20 protein-coding genes and 1 pseudogene are annotated in these 19,583 nt (G+C 70.8%); 11 read left to right on the top strand and 10 right to left on the bottom strand.

Annotated elements, in window-relative coordinates:
• The first annotated feature begins 62 nt into the window (after positions 1-62).
• Positions 63-566, top strand: coding sequence for a cupin domain-containing protein (locus AB0C26_RS37995; protein WP_360257775.1), 504 nt, complete (start codon positions 63-65; stop codon positions 564-566).
• Here the strand turns inward: AB0C26_RS37995 and AB0C26_RS37990 are convergent.
• The 3 genes and pseudogenes from AB0C26_RS37990 to AB0C26_RS37980 form a co-directional block, all read right to left on the bottom strand.
• Positions 563-805 (bottom strand): annotated as a pseudogene (locus tag AB0C26_RS37990) (peptidase S1); the annotation flags it as partial. The gene AB0C26_RS37995 and the pseudogene AB0C26_RS37990 overlap by 4 nt on opposite strands.
• A gap of 55 nt (positions 806-860) precedes the next feature.
• Positions 861-1,724 (bottom strand): LLM class flavin-dependent oxidoreductase, encoded by an 864-nt coding sequence (locus tag AB0C26_RS37985; protein ID WP_360257773.1) that lies wholly within the window; start codon positions 1,722-1,724, stop codon positions 861-863.
• 12 nt (positions 1,725-1,736) lie between these two features.
• Positions 1,737-2,102: a DoxX family protein gene (locus AB0C26_RS37980; RefSeq protein ID WP_360257770.1), complete on the bottom strand. Its 366-nt coding sequence runs from the start codon at positions 2,100-2,102 to the stop codon at positions 1,737-1,739.
• Between the two features lie 66 nt (positions 2,103-2,168).
• Between AB0C26_RS37980 and AB0C26_RS37975 the strand changes: the two genes are divergently transcribed.
• Positions 2,169-2,549 carry a helix-turn-helix domain-containing protein gene (locus AB0C26_RS37975; RefSeq protein WP_360257768.1) on the top strand — a complete coding sequence of 127 codons (381 nt, stop codon included), beginning with the start codon at positions 2,169-2,171 and terminating at the stop codon, positions 2,547-2,549.
• A gap of 203 nt (positions 2,550-2,752) precedes the next feature.
• On the opposite strand, the gene AB0C26_RS37970 is transcribed toward AB0C26_RS37975, so the two are convergent.
• Positions 2,753-4,099 carry an FAD-dependent oxidoreductase gene (locus AB0C26_RS37970; protein ID WP_360257765.1) on the bottom strand — a complete coding sequence of 449 codons (1,347 nt, stop codon included), beginning with the start codon at positions 4,097-4,099 and terminating at the stop codon, positions 2,753-2,755.
• Between the two features lie 192 nt (positions 4,100-4,291).
• On the opposite strand from AB0C26_RS37970, the gene AB0C26_RS37965 reads away from it, so the two are divergent.
• The 6 genes from AB0C26_RS37965 to AB0C26_RS37940 are packed head-to-tail and all read left to right on the top strand — an operon-like array spanning position 4,292 to position 9,898.
• Positions 4,292-4,969 carry a DUF1684 domain-containing protein gene (locus AB0C26_RS37965; RefSeq protein WP_360257763.1) on the top strand — a complete coding sequence of 226 codons (678 nt, stop codon included), beginning with the start codon at positions 4,292-4,294 and terminating at the stop codon, positions 4,967-4,969.
• Complete coding sequence (locus tag AB0C26_RS37960; protein WP_360257760.1) at positions 4,966-6,462, top strand: ABC transporter substrate-binding protein; 1,497 nt, start codon at positions 4,966-4,968, stop codon at positions 6,460-6,462. Before AB0C26_RS37965 ends, AB0C26_RS37960 begins: the two co-directional genes overlap by 4 nt.
• Positions 6,462-7,418 carry an ABC transporter permease gene (locus AB0C26_RS37955; protein ID WP_360257757.1) on the top strand — a complete coding sequence of 319 codons (957 nt, stop codon included), beginning with the start codon at positions 6,462-6,464 and terminating at the stop codon, positions 7,416-7,418. Before AB0C26_RS37960 ends, AB0C26_RS37955 begins: the two co-directional genes overlap by 1 nt.
• Positions 7,415-8,320, top strand: coding sequence for an ABC transporter permease (locus AB0C26_RS37950; RefSeq protein ID WP_360257755.1), 906 nt, complete (start codon positions 7,415-7,417; stop codon positions 8,318-8,320). The genes AB0C26_RS37955 and AB0C26_RS37950 overlap by 4 nt, the downstream gene beginning before the upstream one ends.
• The gene (locus AB0C26_RS37945) at positions 8,320-9,117 is read left to right on the top strand and encodes an ABC transporter ATP-binding protein (RefSeq protein ID WP_360257753.1); all 798 of its coding nucleotides are present in this window, start codon (positions 8,320-8,322) and stop codon (positions 9,115-9,117) included. The genes AB0C26_RS37950 and AB0C26_RS37945 overlap by 1 nt, the downstream gene beginning before the upstream one ends.
• Positions 9,110-9,898, top strand: coding sequence for an ABC transporter ATP-binding protein (locus tag AB0C26_RS37940; protein ID WP_360257751.1), 789 nt, complete (start codon positions 9,110-9,112; stop codon positions 9,896-9,898). Before AB0C26_RS37945 ends, AB0C26_RS37940 begins: the two co-directional genes overlap by 8 nt.
• A gap of 759 nt (positions 9,899-10,657) precedes the next feature.
• Here AB0C26_RS37940 and AB0C26_RS37935 read toward each other — a convergent pair.
• Positions 10,658-12,523, bottom strand: coding sequence for an ABC transporter transmembrane domain-containing protein (locus tag AB0C26_RS37935; RefSeq protein WP_360257749.1), 1,866 nt, complete (start codon positions 12,521-12,523; stop codon positions 10,658-10,660).
• A 321-nt stretch (positions 12,524-12,844) separates the two neighbouring features.
• Between AB0C26_RS37935 and AB0C26_RS37930 the strand changes: the two genes are divergently transcribed.
• Together AB0C26_RS37930 and AB0C26_RS37925 are read left to right on the top strand one after the other, a co-directional pair.
• A complete protein-coding gene (locus AB0C26_RS37930) occupies positions 12,845-13,654 on the top strand; it encodes an SDR family oxidoreductase (RefSeq protein ID WP_360257747.1) in 810 nt (269 codons plus the stop codon).
• A 50-nt stretch (positions 13,655-13,704) separates the two neighbouring features.
• Entirely contained in the window at positions 13,705-14,256 is a 552-nt protein-coding gene (locus AB0C26_RS37925) for a hemerythrin domain-containing protein (RefSeq protein WP_360257745.1), read from the top strand.
• On the opposite strand, the gene AB0C26_RS37920 is transcribed toward AB0C26_RS37925, so the two are convergent.
• Both AB0C26_RS37920 and AB0C26_RS37915 read right to left on the bottom strand, forming a co-directional pair.
• The gene (locus AB0C26_RS37920; RefSeq protein ID WP_360257743.1) at positions 14,257-15,306 is read right to left on the bottom strand and encodes a spore photoproduct lyase family protein; all 1,050 of its coding nucleotides are present in this window, start codon (positions 15,304-15,306) and stop codon (positions 14,257-14,259) included. It lies immediately after the preceding gene.
• Positions 15,307-15,320: 14 nt separating this feature from the next.
• Positions 15,321-16,142, bottom strand: coding sequence for an SDR family NAD(P)-dependent oxidoreductase (locus AB0C26_RS37915; protein WP_360257740.1), 822 nt, complete (start codon positions 16,140-16,142; stop codon positions 15,321-15,323).
• Between the two features lie 66 nt (positions 16,143-16,208).
• Between AB0C26_RS37915 and AB0C26_RS37910 the strand changes: the two genes are divergently transcribed.
• On the top strand, positions 16,209-16,847 hold the full coding sequence (locus AB0C26_RS37910) for a TetR family transcriptional regulator (protein ID WP_360257738.1): 639 nt from the start codon (positions 16,209-16,211) through the stop codon (positions 16,845-16,847).
• Here the strand turns inward: AB0C26_RS37910 and larC are convergent.
• From larC to AB0C26_RS37895, 3 genes are read right to left on the bottom strand one after another with little or no spacing between them, the layout of a single operon-like run.
• Positions 16,783-18,036 carry a nickel pincer cofactor biosynthesis protein LarC gene (larC, locus tag AB0C26_RS37905; protein WP_360257736.1) on the bottom strand — a complete coding sequence of 418 codons (1,254 nt, stop codon included), beginning with the start codon at positions 18,034-18,036 and terminating at the stop codon, positions 16,783-16,785. The genes AB0C26_RS37910 and larC overlap by 65 nt on opposite strands.
• Positions 18,033-18,698 carry a nickel pincer cofactor biosynthesis protein LarB gene (larB, locus tag AB0C26_RS37900; RefSeq protein ID WP_360257734.1) on the bottom strand — a complete coding sequence of 222 codons (666 nt, stop codon included), beginning with the start codon at positions 18,696-18,698 and terminating at the stop codon, positions 18,033-18,035. The genes larC and larB overlap by 4 nt, the downstream gene beginning before the upstream one ends.
• Positions 18,691-19,539: an ATP-dependent sacrificial sulfur transferase LarE gene (locus tag AB0C26_RS37895; protein ID WP_360257732.1), complete on the bottom strand. Its 849-nt coding sequence runs from the start codon at positions 19,537-19,539 to the stop codon at positions 18,691-18,693. Before AB0C26_RS37895 ends, larB begins: the two co-directional genes overlap by 8 nt.
• Between the last annotated feature and the right edge of the window lie 44 nt (positions 19,540-19,583).

Genomic DNA, 19,583 nt, shown 5'->3' with positions numbered 1-19,583 from the left:
TCGATAGCCCTCAGCACGAATTACTAGTACCCCACCGCGCCCGGATGCGGTAGGCACGTCGCATGACGACATCGGAACCATCGCCGTTGAAGGTGGTGCCGCCGGGCGGCGGAACATCGGGCAGCCTCGGCGACATCGGCGTGCAATTCAAGTTGTGGGGCGAGGACACCGGCGGCCAGCTGGCCGTCGTCGAGCATCCGTTCCCGGTCGGCGCGCTGGTCGCGCCGCACCTGCACACCCGGGAGGACGAGTATTCGATAGTCACCGAGGGCGAGATCGGCTTCCGCTCGGGCGACCGGGAGGTGGTGCTCGGGCCCGGCGGCTACATCACCAAGCCGCGCGGCGAGCTGCACGCGATGTGGAACGCCGGCGCGAAGCCGGCCCGGATGATCGAGATCATCACCCCGGCCGGCTTCGAACACTTCTTCCGCGAGGTGGCGGAGCTGATCGCGGCCGGGCCGGCGGCGGCCGCCGACGGCGGCGATCTCGCGGAGCGTTACGGCCTGCGGTTCGGCGAGCCGGAGTGGCTGCCGGAGATCGTGGAGCGGTTCGGGCTGACCACCTAGGCGGCGGGCAGCCCGCCGACCTGGGTGTTCACCCACGCGCGGATCGAGGGCAGGTCGCCGGAGCAGGCGCCGGCGTTGCCGTTCGTGTTGTTGGTGCAGATCTCGTAGGCCGCGTTGATGCCGCAGCAGCGGCTGTCGGCCACGATGGACGTGTCCAGCTCGTCGGCCACTCGCGGGGTGGAGCCGCGACCACGGGTCGGGCAGGTCGGGCCCCAGCCGATGATGCGGGTGGCGGTGCCGGTGGAGGACACACCGTAGCCATTGATAGATGGCTATCAGTGCATCCAGCCGGGCCTACCGCGAGCCGATGACCTCCATGGCCGTACGGGCCTGGGCCAGCGGGTCCGGGCCGAGCGGCCGCAGCACGATCGTGTCGGCACCGGCCGCGCGCAAAGCCTCGATCTTGCCGGGGATCTCGCCGGCCGGGCCGATCAGCGAGAAGATCTCCGACGGATCCACCCCGAGCCAGGCCGCCTGCCCCTCGACCATCTCGCGGGTGACGCCGAAGTCGTCGGTACGCAGGTACGTGAAGACGATCAGCTCGTGGGCCGGGCGGTCCCCGGACTCGCGCCCGCGCCCGATGTGCTGCAGGGCGGCCGCGATCTCGGCCGGTCCGGCGCCCTCGGCCAAAATCGTCCCGTCGGCCACGCGGCCCGACAGTTCGAGCGACTTCGGCTTCACGACACCCGTGACGATGGGCGGGACCACACGCGGCGGATGGACGAGCGAGATGCCGTCCAACGTCACCTCCTGGCCGTGCAGGGTCACGGTCTCCCCGGCGAGCAGGCCCCGGGTGCCGACGATCGTCTCCTCCAGCAGGGCCAGCTTGCGGGTCCGGTCGGCGCCGACCTTGCGCATCCAGTCCGGCACGCCGTGGCCGACGCCCGCCACCAGCCGGCCCTCGTGCACGCGGGCCAAATTGCCCACCTCCATGGCGAGCAGCGCCGGGTTGCGGAGCGCCACCGGCGCGATGCCGATGCCCACCCGCAGCCGGGAGGTGGCGGCCAGGGCGAGCGCGGCCGAGCTGATCGAGCCGGTCCAGCCGAGGTCCTCGATCACCCACAAGTCGTCGGCGCCGAGCCGCTCGAGGTCGGTGGCGAAGCCGGTCAGCTCTTCGGGCTGCCGGTCACGGTCGAACATGAATCCGATCCTGGTCATGCCGATAGATGATCACACCCAGACGGTCGCGAGCCAGACCGCCACGACGGCGAGCACCAGAAGCACGATGTTGAAGCCGATCAGCCGGGCCTCGCCGCGCGCGAGGTGCAGCACGATCCCGCCGACCTGAACGAGCACCAGGCCGGCGGCGGCGGCGACGGCCAGCCCGGACAGGATGCCGGTCAGCGGCGGCAGGATCAGGCCCACGGCGCCCAGGACCTCCAGCACGCCGATCGTACGGGTCACTGGCAGTGGAATGCTGTCGACCCAGCCCATCATCGGGCGCAGCTGATCGCGGCTCCGCACGATCTTCATTCCACCCGAATAGAGGTAGACCAGGGCGAGCAGCCCGGCGACGATCCAGTAGGCGATCTCCATGATCAGGCATCATGGGGCACTTTCGACGGGCTTACAAAAGGCACATCCGTGTGCCTGGGGGGTGACATGTCGGAGTACGGGCACACGTGCGTGATCCGCGGCGACGGCGGCCGGACGCTGCGCGCGATCCTCGACCAGATCTGCAACAAGTGGACGCTGCTGATCGTGGCCACGCTCGATCAGGGCACGGTCCGCTTCACCGATCTTCAGCATCAGATTCCGGGCATCTCGCAGCGCATGCTGACGCTGACGTTGCGCCGCCTGGAACGCGACGGCCTGGTCTCCCGGACGGTGTACGGCGAGGTGCCACCCCGGGTCGAGTACGCGCTGACCGCCATGGGCAAAAGCCTCATCGGGCCGGCGCTGGCCCTCGCCGGGTGGGCCATCGAGCACGTGCCGGCGATCGAGGCCAGCCGCGCCGCGTACGGGACACGGCGCGGCGGCTGAAAGGCAGGATCGACCGATGCGAATCCTCGTCGACGGTCCGCCGCCGGTCGCGTACGGCCAGGGCTACGCCGCGGGAGCAGGTGCAGGCGGCGCTCGCGGCTCTGTGGGTGGGCGTCACGACGTACGCCCGGGAAAGCTCGGTGTTTCTGACGGACGTGCGGCGGGCCTTTCCGATCGTCGACCGGGAAGGCCCGCCGAACTAGCTAGCCGTTGCAGATGTCGGTCATCTCGTCGCGGGCGACGACCTTGATGCGCTGGCGGCCGTGCGGCTCGCCGAGGGTGATCTCGTGCGCGTCGAGCTTCTGCCACCCCTCCCACGTGGTGATGGGCAGGCCGCGGCCGCGCAGGTAGTTCGTCACGTCGTCGTGCTCGCGGGACGGCGCGGTCGGCAGCTTCTCGACGTCGGCCAGCAGGCTGGTGACCGTCTCGTTGGCGTCGCCCTTGGTGTGGCCGATGAGGCCGACCGGGCCGCGCTTGATCCAGCCGGTCACGTACATGCCGGGCATGTGCTCGCCGTCGAGGTCGAGGATGCGGCCGGCCTCGTGCGGGATGGTGCCCGTCCTGGTGTCGAACGGCAGGTCGGGCAGGGCGGTGCTGAGGTAGCCGACCGCGCGGTACACGGCCTGCACGTCCCAGTCGGTGAACTCGCCGGTGCCGCGGACCCAGCCGTCGCCGGTGAGCTCCTGGGTCTCCGTACGCAGGCCCTCGACCTTGCCGTCACCCAGGACCTCGACCGGAGCCTGGAGGAAGTGCAGGTGCAGGCGGCGCGGGCGGTCCTCGCGGGGGTCGCGGACGGCCCAGTTCTGCAGGATGTCCACGCACATCTTGACGTGCCGGGTCTGGCGCATCGCCTCGAGGCTGCCCTCGTCGAACTCGATGCCCTCGGGGTGCACGATGACGTCGACGTTCGGCGAGTGGTCGAGCTCGCGCAGCTCCTGCGGGGTGAACTTGACCTGGGCCGGGCCGCGCCGCGAGAAGACGTGCACGTCGGTGACCGGGCTGTTCTTCAGGTGCTGGTAGACGTTGTCCGGGATCTCGGTCTCGAGCAGCTCGTCGGCCGTCTTGGCGAGGATCCGGGCCACGTCGACGGCGACGTTGCCGGCACCGATGACGGCGACCTTCTGGGCGGTGAGCGGCCAGTCGCGGGAGACGTCGGGGTGCCCGTTGTACCAGGACGCGAAGTCGGCGGCGCCGTAGCTGCCCAGCTTGTCGATGCCGGGAATGTCGAGCTCACGGTCCTTCTCGGCGCCGGTGGCGATGATCGTCGCGTCATAGAAGCGGCTCATCTCCTCGGGCTTGACGTCCACGCCGTAGGCGACGTTGCCGATGAAGCGGATCCGCGGGTTGTCCATCACCCGGTGGAGAGCCTTGATGATCTCCTTGATGCGCGGGTGGTCCGGCGCGACGCCGTACCGGATCAGACCGTAGGGGGTCGGGAGCTTGTCGAAGATGTCGACGGTGACGTTCTCGACGGCCTTGATGAGGTGGTCGGCGGCGTAGATGCCGGCCGGGCCGGCGCCGATGACGGCAACCCGCAGAGGGCGGTTCATGGTCGCGGTTCCTTAACAAGATCGACGTTAGGCGAACCTAACTGTAAAACCTCAACCTAGGTTCAGATCAAATGAGGTCCCGCCGGGTGATATTCCGTAGCGGAGCGTGACGAGACCCACCGTGCTATTAAACCCATGGGGAATGTAGGGTTGCGATGGCACACCCCATGATCAACTAGCTGAGGCCCCTCCATGACGGCAGACGAATACGCTGCGTGGCGACAGGCGCGGGAGCGCTCGGTCACCGCGCCCACCGGCAATCTCGCCCTGATCGAGACCCGCTGGGGCGCCGACGACCCAGCCGCGGCCCTCCAGGGCCAGCCACCCACAGTAACCGCCAGCACGCTGGCCCGCCGTGATTTGATCACGGGCATCGAGCAGCGCGGCGTCCGCCTCTGGGATGCCGACTCCCCCGCGATCCGTGCCTTCGCAGGCATCGAGGCGTACCCATATGCGCAGGACTGGGTACTTGAGGGCACCTGGACCGAGGTGCCCGGAGCGCGGTATCTGCCCTTTGAACACGCCCGCGACGAGGGCCGTACGCGCGATCTTCCGGTGCCGGGTGATATTCACCTCACCATCGCCGGCCGCGACTACAACCTGAGCGCCTTCGACGACGAGGGCACGCTCCTGCTGGTCTTCGGCGACCCCACCAACGGCGTCGACACCTACCATTCCGGCCGTTTCCTGTTCCCCACGCTGACGCCGGGCACCAACAAGATCACCCTCGACTTCAACCAGGCGTTCGTGCCGCCGTGCGGGTTCTCCGCGGCCTACAACTGCCCGATGCCGCCACCGCAGAACCGCATCGCCGTCCCGGTCCACGCCGGCGAGAAACTCCCTCTGTTCAAGAATGGATACGAAGTATGAGAAGGCTTCTGGCCTCGCTGGCGGCGGTCACCGCGCTGAGTGTGGTGGCCGCTTGCGGCAGCGGTTCCACCTCCTCCACCGGCAAATCGGACGCCGCCGCCACCATCCAGGTCGGGTCGGTCTATGAGCCGCAGAACCTGGACAACACCGCCGGCGGCGGCCAGGGCGTGACCGAGGCGCTCAACGGCAACGTGTACGAGGGCCTGTACAAGCTCACCGACGACGGCAAGGTCGAGCCGCTGCTGGCCAAGAGCCAGAAGGTGAGCGACGACGGCCTCACCTACACGTTCACCCTTCAGCCGAACGTCAAGTTCCAGTCCGGCAAGGCGCTCACCTCGGCCGACGTCAAGGCGAGCATCGAGCGGGTCACCGCCGAGAACTCCAAGTCGGCCCGCAAGAGCAACCTCGAGGTCGTCAAGAGCATCACCACCCCCGACGACGCGACGGTGGTGGTCACGCTGTCCAAGCGGTCCATCTCGTTCGTCTACAACCTCAGCTACGTCTGGATCGTCAACTCGGCCGCGTCCGACTACGCGACCAAGGCCGACGGCACCGGCCCGTACAAGCTGGGCGAGTGGAAGCGCGGCTCGACGCTGTCGCTGACGAAGTTCGACGGCTACTGGGGTACGCCCGCCAAGAACGCCGGCGTGGTCTTCCACTACTACACGGACGCCACGGCGCTGAACAACGCGCTGCTCACCAACGCGGTCGACGTCGTCACCAGCGAGCAGAGCCCGGACGCGCTGGCCCAGTTCAAGAACAACTCCTCGTACAAGGTGAACGACGGCAAGTCGACGACCAAGCTGCTGCTGGCCTTCAACGACAAGGTCGCGCCGTTCGACAAGGCCGAGGTGCGCCAGGCGATCACCCAGGCCATCGACAAGAAGAAGCTGCTGAACAGCATCTGGGGCGAGTACGGCACGGTGATCGGCTCCATGGTCCCGCCCACCGACCCGTGGTACGAGGACCTGACCTCGGTCAACGCGTACGACGTGAACGCGGCCAAGGCCAAGCTGGCCGCGGCCGGCTTCCCGAACGGCTTCACCTTCACCCTGGACACGCCGAACTACGACCCGCACCCGACCGCGGCGACCTTCATCAAGTCGGAGCTCGCGAAGGTCGGCGTCACGGTGAACATCAACACGATCACGGCCGACCAGTGGTACACGAAGGTGTACCAGAAGCGTGACTTCCAGGCGACGATGCAGGAGCACGTCAACGATCGGGACGTGGTCTGGTACGGCGACCCCACCTTCTACTGGGGCTACGACAACAAGCAGGTCACGGCGTGGATCAACCAGGCTGAGCAGGCCAAGACCACCGACGAGCAGACCGCTCTGCTGAAGCAGGCCAACAAGCAGATCGCCACCGACGCGGCGAGCGACTGGCTGTACCTGTACCCGCAGATCGTGGTGGCCTCGACGAAGCTGTCCGGCTACCCCCTCAACGGCCTGAACGCGCAGTTCCCGGCGTACGACATCGTCAAGAGCTGATGACCGGCTACCTGCTGCGACGGACGGCGATCCTGCTCGGATCGCTGTTCCTCGCCGCGGTGGCCCTGTTCGTGCTGCTGCGGCTCCTGCCGGGCGACCCGGCCAACGCGCTGCTCCCGGTGGGCGCGACGCCCGAGCAGATCGAGGCCGCCCGGCGGGAGCTGGGCACGAACGAACCGCTGCTGAAGCAGTTCCTCACCTGGCTCGGCGACCTGTTCACGGGCGACCTCGGCACCTCGCTGATCAGCAAGCTGCCGGTGGCGCCGGAGATCGCGGCCCGGCTGCCGGTCACGGTGCCGCTGACGCTGGCCGCGTTCGTGCTCGCGGTCGTGGTGGCGGTGCCGGTGGGCACGCTGGCCGCGGTCCGGGCCGATCGGTGGTACGGGGTGGTGCTGAACGCGGTGGCCCAGTTCGGCATCGCGGTTCCCGCCTTCTGGGTGGGGCTGCTGCTGGTCACCGTGTTCGCCTTGAAGCTCCAGGTCCTTCCGGCCGGTGGCTTCCCGCCGGACGGCTGGAACGACTTCGGTACGGCCGTCGAGTCACTGATCCTGCCGGTCGTCACGGTCGCGCTGGTCATGTCGGCGTCTCTCATCCGGTACGTCCGGGCGGCCGTCCTCGAGGTCAAGGGCGCCGACTACCTGCGTACGGCCCGGTCGCTCGGCTCCTCCCCCGCGCGCGCCCTGTGGCGGCACGGGCTGCGCAACGCGGCCGTGCCGGTCATCGCGGTGCTCGCCATGGAGCTGGCGACGACGTTCCTGGGGGCGGTGGTCGTGGAGAGCGTGTTCGCGCTGCCCGGCCTGGGCGGCCTGCTGGTCAAGGCCATCGGCGAGCACGACTTCCCGGTCATCCAGGGCGTGATGCTGGTCAGCACCGCGACCGTGCTGGTGGTCGGCTTCCTCGGCGACGTGTCGCAGCGCCTGGTCGACCCCCGCCTGCTGCATCGGAGCGCCTCGTGAACCGTCGTTCCCTTCACCTGGTCATCGGGCTCGTGCTGGTGCTCATCGTGGTCGGCGCGGTGCTGGTGTCGTACGTCTGGCTGCCGTTCCCGCCCGACGACACGTCAGGCGGCCGGCTCATGCCGCCCGGCGGCGACCACCTGCTGGGCACCGACAAGCTGGGCCGGGACCTGTTCACGCAGCTGCTCATCGGCGGCCGGATCGCGATCGGCACGGCGCTGGGCGCGGTCGCGGTGGGCGGCGTGCTCGGGGTGAGCGCCGGGCTGCTCGCGGGGTTCGCGACGCGCTGGCTCGACGACGCCTTCGCGGTGGTGCTGGACATCCTGATCGCGTTCCCGACCCTGCTGCTGGCGATGCTCATCGTGGCCGGCACGGGCGCGTCGCTGGGCACCGCGATCCTGGCCATCGGCCTGGCCATGGCGGCGATCGTGGCCCGGCTCGTCCGGGTGCTGGTGAAGCAGGTGCTGGCCCGCGACTACATCACCGCGGCCCGCGTCGCCGGCGTGTCCTGGCCACGCATCGTGGCCAGCCACATCATGCCGAACATCGGCCCGGTCGTGATGGTGAACCTGGCCCTGCAGGCGGGCCTGGCGGTCCTGGCCGAGGCGAGCCTGTCGTACCTGGGCCTGGGCACGCCCCCGCCGAACGCTTCCTGGGGCCGCATGCTGTACGAGGCCCAGGCCACCGTGCTGACCTCACCGGTGGCCGCGCTGGCTCCCGGTATCGCCCTGGTCGTCCTGGTGATCGGCATGAACCTGACCGCCGACGGCCTGCGCGACCTGACCGACCCCACACGCCGCCGGGGCCGCGCCGCAGTCGACGTTGTCGAACTGGCCGACTACACCGAGGTCGTCGACCCCGCCCTCGCCCGCACCACCGGCTCCGATCGACGGGAGGACTGATGGCTCTGCTCTCCGTTTCCGGGCTGACCGTCCGCAGCGGCGGCACCACGCTGGTCGACGACGTCTCGTTCACCGTCGGCCAGGGCGACCGGGTCGGCCTGATCGGCGAGTCCGGGTCGGGCAAGTCCCTGACCGCCCTCGCGGTCACCGGCCTGCTGCCGCCGGGACTGACCGCGACGGGAGAGGTACGCCTGGACGGGGTGGACATGATCGGCGCGCCCGAACGGCAGCGGACGGCGGTACGCGGCCCGGTGGCGGCGATCGTCTTCCAGGAGCCGCTGACCGCGCTGAACCCGCTGATGCGCGCCGGCCGCCAGATCGCCGAGCCGCTGCGCCGCGTCCGTGGCCTGCGCGGCGCCGCGCTGCGCGAAGCCGTGCACGCGGCGTTGCGAGAGGTGCTGCTCGACGACACCGACCGGATCGCCCGCTCGTACCCGCACCAGCTCTCCGGCGGCCAGCGCCAGCGGGTGGCCATCGCGATGGCGATCGCCTGCCGCCCCCGCCTGCTGATCGCCGACGAGCCGACGACCGCGCTCGACGTGACCGTACAGGCGGAAATCCTCGACCTGCTCGACCGCCTGGCGACCGCCCACGGCACGGCGCTGGTCTTCATCACCCACGATCTGCCGGTAGCGGCCCGGGTCATCCACGACACCCACGTCATGCGGAACGGCCGCATCGTCGAATCCGGCCCGATCTCCTCGCTGATAGCCGCCCCCGAACACCCGTACACCCGAACCCTCGTCGACAGCGCCCGCCGCTTCGACGCCGCCCTGGAGCGGACCGCCCGTGACTGACTCTTCCCACCCGTCCATCTCCGCGGCGTCCACGGGCGCCTCCTCTCTGCTCGCCGCCGAGGCCGTCGGGTTCTCGTATCGCGGCGGCATGCCGGCGCTGACTGACGTGTCGCTGGCGGTGCAGGCCGGCCGCAACGTCGCGCTGGTCGGCGAGTCGGGGGCCGGCAAGAGCACGCTGTTGCGGCTGCTGCTCGGGCTGGCCCAGCCCACGACCGGCACCATCACGTTCGGCGGCCGGCCGCTGACCCGGGGACGGCTGCGGGAGTACCGGCGTTCCGTCCAGGCGGTCTTCCAGGACCCGTACTCGTCCCTCGACCCCCGCCACAAGATCGGCCGGATCGTGGCCGAGCCCCTGCGCGGTCTCGGCCTGGGCGCCGACCCGGCCCGGGTGGCCCAGGCCCTCGACGCGGTGGGCCTGCCGGCCGACACGGCCGGCCGCTACCCGCACGAGTTCTCCGGCGGCCAGCGGCAGCGGATCGCCATCGCCCGCGCCATCGTCTGCGACCCGAAGGTCCTGCTGGCCGACGAGCCGGTCAGCGCCCTCGACCTGACCACCCGCGTCCGCATCGTCGACCTGCTGGCATCACTCTGCGCCGAACGGGACCTCACCATCATGCTGGTCTCCCACGACCTGGGCGTGGTGGCCGAGCTGTGCCGGCACACGGCCGTCCTGGAACACGGCCGCCTGGTCGAACAGGGCGACACGTCCCAGGTCCTGGGAGCGCCGTCCCATCCGTACACCCGCAAGCTCCTGGCCAGCGTTCCCCGCCTGACCAACTGAACCACGGCCGGCGGGAACCCGCGCCCGGCCGAGGTGGCGCCTCCCCGGCACCGCGGCGGCCGGCGCGGCATCCACCGCCCCACCCGGCCCATCGGCGCGGGTCTCGGCTCTGGCCCGAGGTGGCGGCGCGGGTCTCCGCTCTGAACGGAGGGGTCGGCGCGCCCGGCCCATCCGCGCGGGTCTCGGCTCTGGCCCGAGGGGGCGGCGCGGGTCTCCGGCTCTGGGCCGAGGGGTCGGCGCGGGTCTCGGCTCTGGGCGGAAGGGTCGGCGCGGGTCTCGGCTCTGGGCGGAGGGGTCGGCGCGCCCGGCGTTTCCGGACGGGTCGGCGCACCGGCCAGGCCCGCACGGGTGGGCATCCCGGCCGCAAGCCGCTGTTGGGGAACGCGACCGTGATGTGCCCGCGCGGGCACATCAGCGGACCGGATGAGCCGAACCACCGCTCCTGGATTTATACGGTAAATCACTATGAAATGGCGAATTCACCGCGTCGGGAGCAGGGCGCGGGCTCGCTGCTACCGGCTCGGCAGGCGGCCCGCTGAGCCGAAGGAACTGCGCCCTCAACGAACCGGACTGCGCCGGTGCCGGACTTCGCCCGGAAGGTTTGACTCACTGTCCCACCTCCACATGAGTGGAGAGACCCACAACGTCCGGGTGTATGGACTCTCCCGCTGCTACGGCGCAGGGCGAGGTTCCGGGAGGCGATTCGCTCGGCGCGCTGGGGAGAGGCGATGCGCTCGGCGCGGCCGAAAAAGATGACACCTACGGCGTGGCCGGTGACGGCGGGGAGAGCGTGGCCGGTGAAGGCGCGGAGAGCGTGGCCGGTGAAGGCGCGGAGAGCGTGGCCGGTGAAGGCGCGGAAGACGTAGCCGGTGAAGGCGCGCAGGGCGTCGCAGGTGAAGGCGCGCAGGGCGTCGCAGGTGAAGGCGCGCAGGGCGTCGCAGGTGAAGGCGCGGAGGGCTCCTCGTCCGGGTGTGGGGCGACGGGGACCACCCGGGTCGGTGAAAGGTCGAGGTGGGTGTCGTGGGTGATCAGGATGGTGGTGCGGCCGGTCATCAGGCGGCGTAGCGGGGTCATGACGCGGGCCGCCGAGTCGCGGTCCAAGCCGGTGGTGGGCTCGTCCAGGATCAGGACCGGTGTGTCGCGCAGCAGGGCGCGGGCGATGGCTATCCGCTGGCGCTGGCCGCCGGAGAGCAGGCGGCCGCGGTGGCCCACGTCGGTACGGTAGCCCTCGGGCAGCGCGGCGATGAAGTCGTGGGCGTCGGCGGCCCGGGCGGCCGCCTCCACCTCCTCGGGGGTCGCCGAGGGGCGGCCGTACGCGATGTTGTCGTAGAGGCTGCCGGCGAAGAGCTGGCTCTCCTGGTGCAGCAGGGTGACGTTGGCGCGCAGCGTGCGCAGCGGCAGGCGCCGGATGTCGACACCGTCGAGCAGGATCCGGCCGGCCGTCGGGTCGTGGAAGCGCAGCAGCAGCTTCGTCACGGTGGACTTGCCGGACCCGCTCGGGCCGGCCAGCAGCACCACGTCGCCGGGATGCGCCGTGAACGACAGGCCCCGGAGGGCCGGACCTTCCGCTCGCGGATAACTGAATTCGACACCGTCGACGTCCACCCGGCCCCGGGCCCGCCAGTTCTCGTCCGCCCAGCCGGCCTCGGACGAGGAAACGGGCGCGGGCTGGACGCGCAGCAGGTCGTCCAGGCGTTCCACCGCGGCGGCCGCCTCGGCCGCGCCGAGCGGGAACTGGCCCAGCGTCTGCATCGGCGGATACAGGTAGCCGAGGTAGCCCGCGAACGACAGCAGGCCGCCGAGGCTGACCCGGCCGGCCGACAGTTCCCAGGCGCCCAGGCCCAGCACGGTCAGCACACAGATGGTCTCGACCACACCGACCAGTGGACCGTACAGCGATCCCAGCCGGGTCTCGGCCATCCGCGCCCGCAACCACACCAGGCCCTGCCGGTGCAGGCGGTCCTGCTCGGCTTCCTGGCGGTTGTACGCGCGTACCACCGCCTGGTTGGAAAGGCTTTCCTCGACCACCGTGGCGATGCCGCCGTTGCCGGCCCGCTCCTCGGCCGCGGCCGCCTGGAAGCGGCCGCCGATGGCCCGGGACACCACCAGGAACAGCGGCGCGAGGGCGAACGAGGCGAGGGCGAGGTCCCACCGTACGAGAAGGGCGGCCGTGGCGAAGGCGATGACGCTGACCGCCGCCGTGGCCGTGCGGACCAGGCCGGACACGACGAAACCCTCGACCGATTCGAGGTCGTCGGTGAACCGGGTCATCAGGTCGCCGAGGCGGCTCTGGTCGAGGAAATCGAGCGGAACGCGCTGCGCGTGCGCGAACATACGGCCGCGTAATCGCAACAGGAATCGTTCGCCGGCGAGGGTGACCAGAAGGCCGGCGGAAAATGAGGCGGCCGCGCCCGCGACAGCGATGACGAGCCACGATATCGCCGGTTTCCAGAATGCGTGGATGTCGCCGGCCGCCAGCACGTCGTCGGTGATGACGCCGAACAGATACACGGCGGCCACTTCGGCCGCGGCCGCGAGGACGGCGAGCGAGCCGCCCAGGAGGACCAGCTTGCGGTCGGCGGCCACCAGCGGCCAGAACCGCCTGATCGTCGGCCACCCGTTCATTTCCGCTCTCCTGCTCATCAGGGGGTGGGGGCCGGCCCTGCCGACCGGCCCCACTCCGTCAGTTCCCGTCGCGACGCGGCCCGGACTTCTTCTTCTTGTCCTTCTTCTTCAGCTCGGCCGGCGGGCGGGGGAGCTCTTCGCGCTTCTTCGGGAGGATGTTGTTGAACGGCATGACTCATGCCCTTTCTCTTGTTTTCCGCCGTGCGGCGCTTGCAGAGAGAAAACTATTTTCGGAAGTTGTCCGGCCGATATGCGAGGCCTGGGAATCGGATAAGTCGAATGACATGAATACCGGCCCGCCGACGGGGTATCCGCCGGGCCATGACCAGGCGATATGACGGATACGACAGGGTTGCGGTGGTGACGGGATCGGACTCCGGAATCGGCGAGGCGATAGCTGTCGCCCTGGCCCGGGGCGGGTTCGACGTGGGCGTCACCTACCGGTCCGACGACAGCGGGGCCAAGGCCACGGCCGAGAAGGTACGGGCGGCCGGGCGCCGCGCCGAGCTGCGCCGCCTCGACCTGACGGAGCTGCCGGGGGCGGCGGACGTGGTGGACGAGCTCGCCGACGCCCTGGGCGGTCTGGGTGTGCTGGTCAACTGCGCCGGCACGGGCATCTCGACGCCGGTCCTCGACACCGGGTACGAGCAGTGGCGCGAAGTACTCGCGGTCGACCTGGACGGGCCGTTCCTCTGCGCGCAGCGGGCCGCCCGCCGGATGTCCGCCGCCGGCCGGGGCGGGCGGATCATCAACATCACCAGCGTGCACGAGCACGCCCCGCGGGTGGGCTCCGGCGCGTACTGCGCGGCCAAGGGCGGCCTCGGGCTGCTGACCAAGGTGATGGCGCAGGAGCTGGCGAGCCACGGCATCACCGTCAACGCGGTGGCGCCGGGCGAGATCGCCACGCCGATGACCGGCAACGACGACGTCGACCCGTTCACCGTGGACCGGCCCGGCATCCCGGCCGGCCGGCCGGGCGACGCCAACGAGGTGGCGGCGGTGGTCGCGATGCTGGCGGGGCCCGCGGCCGCGTACGTCACCGGCTCGTCCTGGGTCGTCGACGGCGGGATGCTACTGATGGGCCCGCAGGCCGGCTCGCACCTGACAACCGACCGGTGGCGTGAGGGATAGACCACCCTCACCGGGGTATTCGGACGGCCTACCGAAGCCGAGGAGCAATCATGACCAAGGACGTCATCGACGTTCTGACCAGCGACCACCGGGACGTCACGGCCCTGATCGGGGAGATCTGGACGATCCGTGACCCGATGATGCGCCGCGATCTGACCGACACCGCGATCAGCGAGCTGGTCCGCCACGCCGTCGCCGAGGAGATGTACGTCTACCCGGCGATGAAGAAGTACCTGCCGGACGGCGAGAAGTCCGTCGAGCACGACGTCGAGGAGCACAAGGAGCTCGAGGAGACGATGAAGCGTCTCGAGGACGTCGACGTCTCCAGCCCCGAGTTCGACGAGGCGCTGCGCAAGCTCGAGGAGGTGCTGCGCGACCACGTGCAGGACGAGGAGAGCGAGCAGTTCCCCGAGCTGCGCCGGGTCGTGCCGGCCGACGAGCTGGTCGAGCTGGCCGGCAAGGTGGAGACGGCCAAGAAGCTGGCGCCGACCCGGCCGCACCCGAGCGCGCCGAACGCCGAGCTCTTCCACAAGCTCGTCGGCCCCGGCGTCGGCCTGGTCGACCGGCTGCGCGACAAGCTGACCGGGCGGGCCACGAAGTAGTCAGAAGGCGTACCGCACGCGGCAGTAGGGGATCCGCTCGGCGATCAGGCCGGTCAAGGCCTGCACGTAGGCGCCCTTGCTGCCGGTGCGGTAGCGCACGTTCCAGCTGCCGTTCTGCGACCGCTTCGGCTGTTGCAGCTCCGGGCGCCAGAGCAGTTCCTCCGCCTTGGGATGCCAGCCCAGGTTGACTTCGTGCAGGTCGCGGTTGTGGGTCAGGAAGATGACCTCGCAGGCGAGCTGCTGCTTGGCGGCGGCGCCGATCCCCGCGTCGAGCTGGCCGAACAGCTCGGCCCAGGCCTCGAGCCAGCCGTCACGCACCACGACCGGGCTGAAGTTCACGTGAACCTCGTAGCCGGCGGCCACGAAGTCGTCGATGGCGGCGATCCGCTCGGCGATCGGCGAGGTGCGGATGTCGAGCAGCTTCGCGTCGGCCTGCGGCATCAGCGAGAAGCGGACCCGGGTACGCCCTTGCGGATCCCAGTCGAGCAGATCCCGGTTGACGTACTTGGTGGCGAACGACGCCTTCGCGGTGGGGATCCACCGGAACAGCTCGACCAGGTCGCGGACGTTGTCGCTCAGGAGAGCGTCCACGCTGCAGTCGGAGTTCTCGCCGATGTCGTACACCCAGGCGAGCGGGTCACACTCGTTGCCGGCCGGCTTCACGCCCTGCCGGGCCGCGTGCCGCTGCACGTACCCGAGAATCTTGTCGATGTTGGCGAAGACTGTGATCGGGTTGGAGTAGCCCTTGTGCCGCGGCACGTAACAGTAGGCGCAGGCCATGGCACAGCCGTTGGCCGTCGACGGCGCGATGAAGTCGGCTGAGCGCCCGTTGGGACGGGCGCTCAGCGACTTCTTCACCCCGAGGACGAGTGCCTCTTGCTTTATACGTACCCACCGATTCACGTTTGACTCATCCCCATACAACTCGGGGATGCGATTGTGGGTCTCCACCTCCACCAGCGTGGCGCCCGGAAACCGCGCCAGGACCTCTTTGCCGCGCGGCAACTCGGCCGCGGCGGCCTCGTAATAGATCCGGCTGACGTCTAGCACGAAACCCACCGTACCTAGTCGAAGTCCACCGATCGTCCCAGCTCGGCCCACCGCGCGTCCTCCGCGTTGAGGATCGCCATCTCGCGGCGCACGAGGTCGACGGCGTCGCGGCCCAGCGGCAGGTGCAGCGGCGGCTCCTCCATGGCGGTCACGTCGAGCAGGACCCGTGCCACCTTGACCGGGTCGATCGGCTCCCGGCCGCCCCGCCCGCGCAGGAACTCGCCCATCGCGCCCACGGTGGCCGCGTAGTTCTCCGAGACGGGCGGGATCTCCATCGACGAGCCCGACCAGTCCGTACGCATGGCGCCCGGCTCCGCCAGCGTGACCTTCACCCCCAGCGGCCCGGTCTCCTTGGCCAGCACACCGGAGAAGCCCTCGACGGCCCACTTGCCCGACTGGTAGGCGCCCACGCCCGGCGCCGTACCCCGCCCGCCGACCGAGGTCACCTGGATGAAGTGCCCGGCGCGCCGCTGGACGAAGTGCGGCAGCGCGGCCTTGGTCACGTACACGGTTCCGTAGAAGACCGAGTCCATCTGGGCGCGGAAGTCGTCCAGCGTGATGTCCTCGATCGGCACGAGGTTCGCGTAGCCCGCGTTGTTGACGACGACGTCGAGGTGCCCGAAGGCTTCGATCGCCGCGTCGACCGCCTCTTGCGCCCGCGCCGCGTCGGTGACGTCGAGGGTCAAGGGCAATAGCCGTTTCCCGTACGTCTCGACGAGGTCGCCGAACGCGCCGATGTTCCGCGCGGTGGCCGCGACGTGATGCCCGGCGGCGAGGGCTTCCTCGACGATCGCGCGCCCGAGGCCGCGGGAACTACCGGTGACAAACCAGTTCATCGCTGTCTCCTTTGTTGTCGTCCCGCAACCGAAGTTAACGCAATGATGTTGCGTTATCTTGGTGTCATGCCACACACCTTTCAGCGCGCCCGCTCGGTCGAGGCGAAAGAGGAGCGCACCGCCGCCCTGCTCACCGCCGCCCGGGCGCTCGCCACGCCCCAGGGGCTCCGAACCGTCACGCTGACCGAGATCGCTCAGGCCGCGGGCGTCCATGTCTCGGGCGTACGCCGGTACTTCGGCTCCCGTGAGGAGATCTTCCTGACCCTGGCCGCCGAGGAGTGGACCGCATGGGCGCACGCCGTCGAGGCCCGCCTGGAACCGGCGGACCTGGCCGGAACGCTGGCGGAGACGCTGGCCGAACGGCCGCTCTTCTGTGACCTGCTCGCGCACGTGCCGCTCAGTCTCGAGCGGGAGGTGTCGGCCGAGGCCGTCCACGCCTACAAGCTCGCCGCCCTGGCCGCCCTGGAGGTGCTGCTCGACGCCATCAGCGGCGTCACCCCCCTGTCCCGGGAGGCCGCACAGGACCTCGTCGCGGCGGTCACGAGCATCGCGGGCAGTCTCTGGCAGATCTCCCATCCGCCGGCCACGCTGGCCCGGCTGTACGCCGAGGACGAGCGGGTGGCCCACGCCGCCTCGGACTTCACGGCCCGGCTGGCCCGCCTGACCGGGGCTCTGGTGCGGGGCCTGGAGTCGCCGCGGCGCTAGGCAGGGGCGCCCCGACGACGAGCTCTTTCGCGGCCGCGGCGGCCAAGGCCTCGGACAGCACGGCCCGCTCGGGGCGGCCCTGCCGGGCGGCCAGGGCGGCCACGTCGGCGAACTCGGGCATGACCTGCACTATCACCCCGTCGAGGTGCCCGACTTTGATCGGCACGGAGACTCCCCCGACGTCGACCGGGACGAAGAGACGGGGCAGGGCGGTCTTGGCGCGCGGGGACTCCCGTACACCCAATGTGGTGGTCTCCTGGAAGATCCTGGCCCGCAGCGCCGGCGCCGCCGAGGGATCGCAGAGCACGCTCAGGGTGTGCGCGGGCCGTCCCTTCTTCATCAGGATGGGCACCAGCCAGGCGTCCGAGGCGCCGGCGGCCATCAGCCCCTCGACGACGCCCGGCCACAGCCGCGGGTCGAGGTCGTCCACGTTCGCCTCGAGCAGGACGGCCGGTTCGGCCGGACCGGCGGTTTCCGTACGGCCGACGAAGACCCGGACGACGTTCGGGCGGCCCGGGGTGTCGCGGCCGCCGGCACCGACGCCGGTCGCGTCCACACTCATGGCCGGAAGGTCCTCACACCGGGCGGCCAGGGCCCGGATGACGGCCATGCCGGTCGGTGTCGCCAGTTCGCCGGTGCCGCCCGCGCGAATCCGCCAGTCCCGGGAGAGCTCGGCCACGGCCGGCGGCGGGACGGGTAGTTCACCGTGGGCGGTCCGCACCCGGCCGGAGCCGACCGCGACCTCACCCGCCGACACTGTGCCGGCCCCCAGGTCGTCCAGGGCGGCGCACACCCCGACCACGTCGGCGATCGAGTCGAGGGCGCCGACCTCGTGGAAGTGCACGTCCTCGGGGGGCACGCCGTGCACGGTGGCTTCGGCTTCGGCCAGCCGCGCGAAGACGGCCAGGGCCCGCTCACGGACGCCCGGAGGCAGATCGGCGGCCGCGAGCAGGTCGCGGATCCCCCGCCACGTCCGGTGCGGCGGGTTGCCGGCCAGGGGCCGCACCTCCGCTTTCACCGCTCGCAGACCGGCGCGCGAGACGGTCCGCATGCCGATCTCCACCGACCCCGGGACGACCGCCTCGACGGCTGCCCGGATGGCGTCGAGACCGGCACCGGCGTCGTGCAGGGCCGCGAGCAGCATGTCCCCCGCCACCCCGGCCGAGGCGTCGATCCAGGCGTGCCTCATGCGGCAGCCGCGATCTGGGCCGCGAGATGACCCGCCCCGTAGCCGTTGTCGATGTTCACGACGGCGACGCCGGGGGCGCAGGCGTTGAGCATGGACAGCAGCGGGGCCAGGCCACCGAAGGCCGCGCCGTAGCCCACCGAGGTCGGCAGGGCCACGACCGGCGCCGCGATCAGGCCGGCGACCACGCTGGGCAGCGCCCCGTCCATGCCCGCGGCGACCACGACGACCCGGGCCCGGCGCAGGAGCGGCAGGTGGGCGAGCACCCGGTGCAGCCCGGCGACCCCGACGTCGACGACCAGTTCGGTCTCCCGGCCCAGATACCGCGCGGTGTGCATCGCTTCCTTGGCGACCCGCAGGTCGGAGGTGCCGGCCGCCACCACCACGACCAGCCCGCCGGACGGCTCGGGTGGCTCCGGCGGATGGGCCAGCAGCCCCGCGTCCGGGTCGTGGAAGGCGTCCGGCCGCTCCCGCAGAACCGCTGAAGCGTGCTCGTCGCCGGCCCGGGTGAACAACGTGACGCCCGCTCCCCCACCGATCGCGGCGATGGCCGCGACCTGCGCCGGCGTCTTGCCTTCGCAGTACACGGCCTCGGGATATCCCCGCCGGGCATACCGTTCGGCGTCCAGCCGGGCGAATTCCTCGATGTCGACGGGATCAGGCATGGGCGGCCGTGACCAGGGGGAGGGTGAAGGCGCCGGACTGGATGCCGGTGGCCAGGTCGAGGGCGGCGAAGCGGAACCCCGCAGCGACGATCGCGGCGTGGATGTCCTCGCGCAGGGTGGTGACGGCGCGGACCAGGTCGGCGGCGGGGAGTTCGACGCGGGCCACGTCGCCGTGGTGGCGTACCCGCAGGTCGCCCAGGCCGAGCCGGCGCAGAGCGGCCTCGGCGGCCTCGATCTGGCCCAGCTTCTCCCTGGTCACCGGGGTGAAGTGCGGGATGCGGGAGGCCAGGCAGGGCGCGGCCGGCTTGTCGGCGCTGGGCAGGCCGAACGCGCGGGCCAGGCCGCGCACCGCCGCCTTGTCCAGGCCCAGGTCGGCCAGGGGGCGCAGCACGCGGTGGTCGGCCGCCGCGCGGCTGCCGGGGCGGTCGGGGCGGCGGGCGTCGTCGGCGTTCTCGCCGTAGGCGACCGCGTCCAGGCCGTGCGCCGCCACCACCTCGTCGTCGATGCGGGTGAAGAGCTCGTGCTTGCAGTGGAAGCAGCGGTCCGGCCCGTTCGCCTGATATGCCGCCACCTCACCCTCATTGGTGCGGATCTCCACGACGGGAACGCCGATGTGCCGGGCCACCTCGTGGGCGCCGGCCCGCTCGTCGGCGGCCAGACTGGGTGAGACCCCGAGGATCGCCACCACGCGCCCGGGGCCCAGCACCCGGACGGCCAGCGCCAGCAGCACCGACGAGTCGACCCCGCCGGAGAAGGCCACCCCGAGCCGCTCGACGCCGTCGAGCAGTTCGGCGATCCGCCCGGCGACGTCATCGGGGAAGGCGGTGGGATGATCGGTCATGATCCTTATTTGATGCCCGGGGTGGGCGGGACGGCAAGCGGTTG

Origin of the sequence: Actinoplanes sp. NPDC048796 (genome assembly GCF_040650035.1) — a bacterium.
Classification (GTDB): domain Bacteria; phylum Actinomycetota; class Actinomycetes; order Mycobacteriales; family Micromonosporaceae; genus Actinoplanes.
This window is presented reverse-complemented; position numbering and strand designations above follow the sequence as displayed.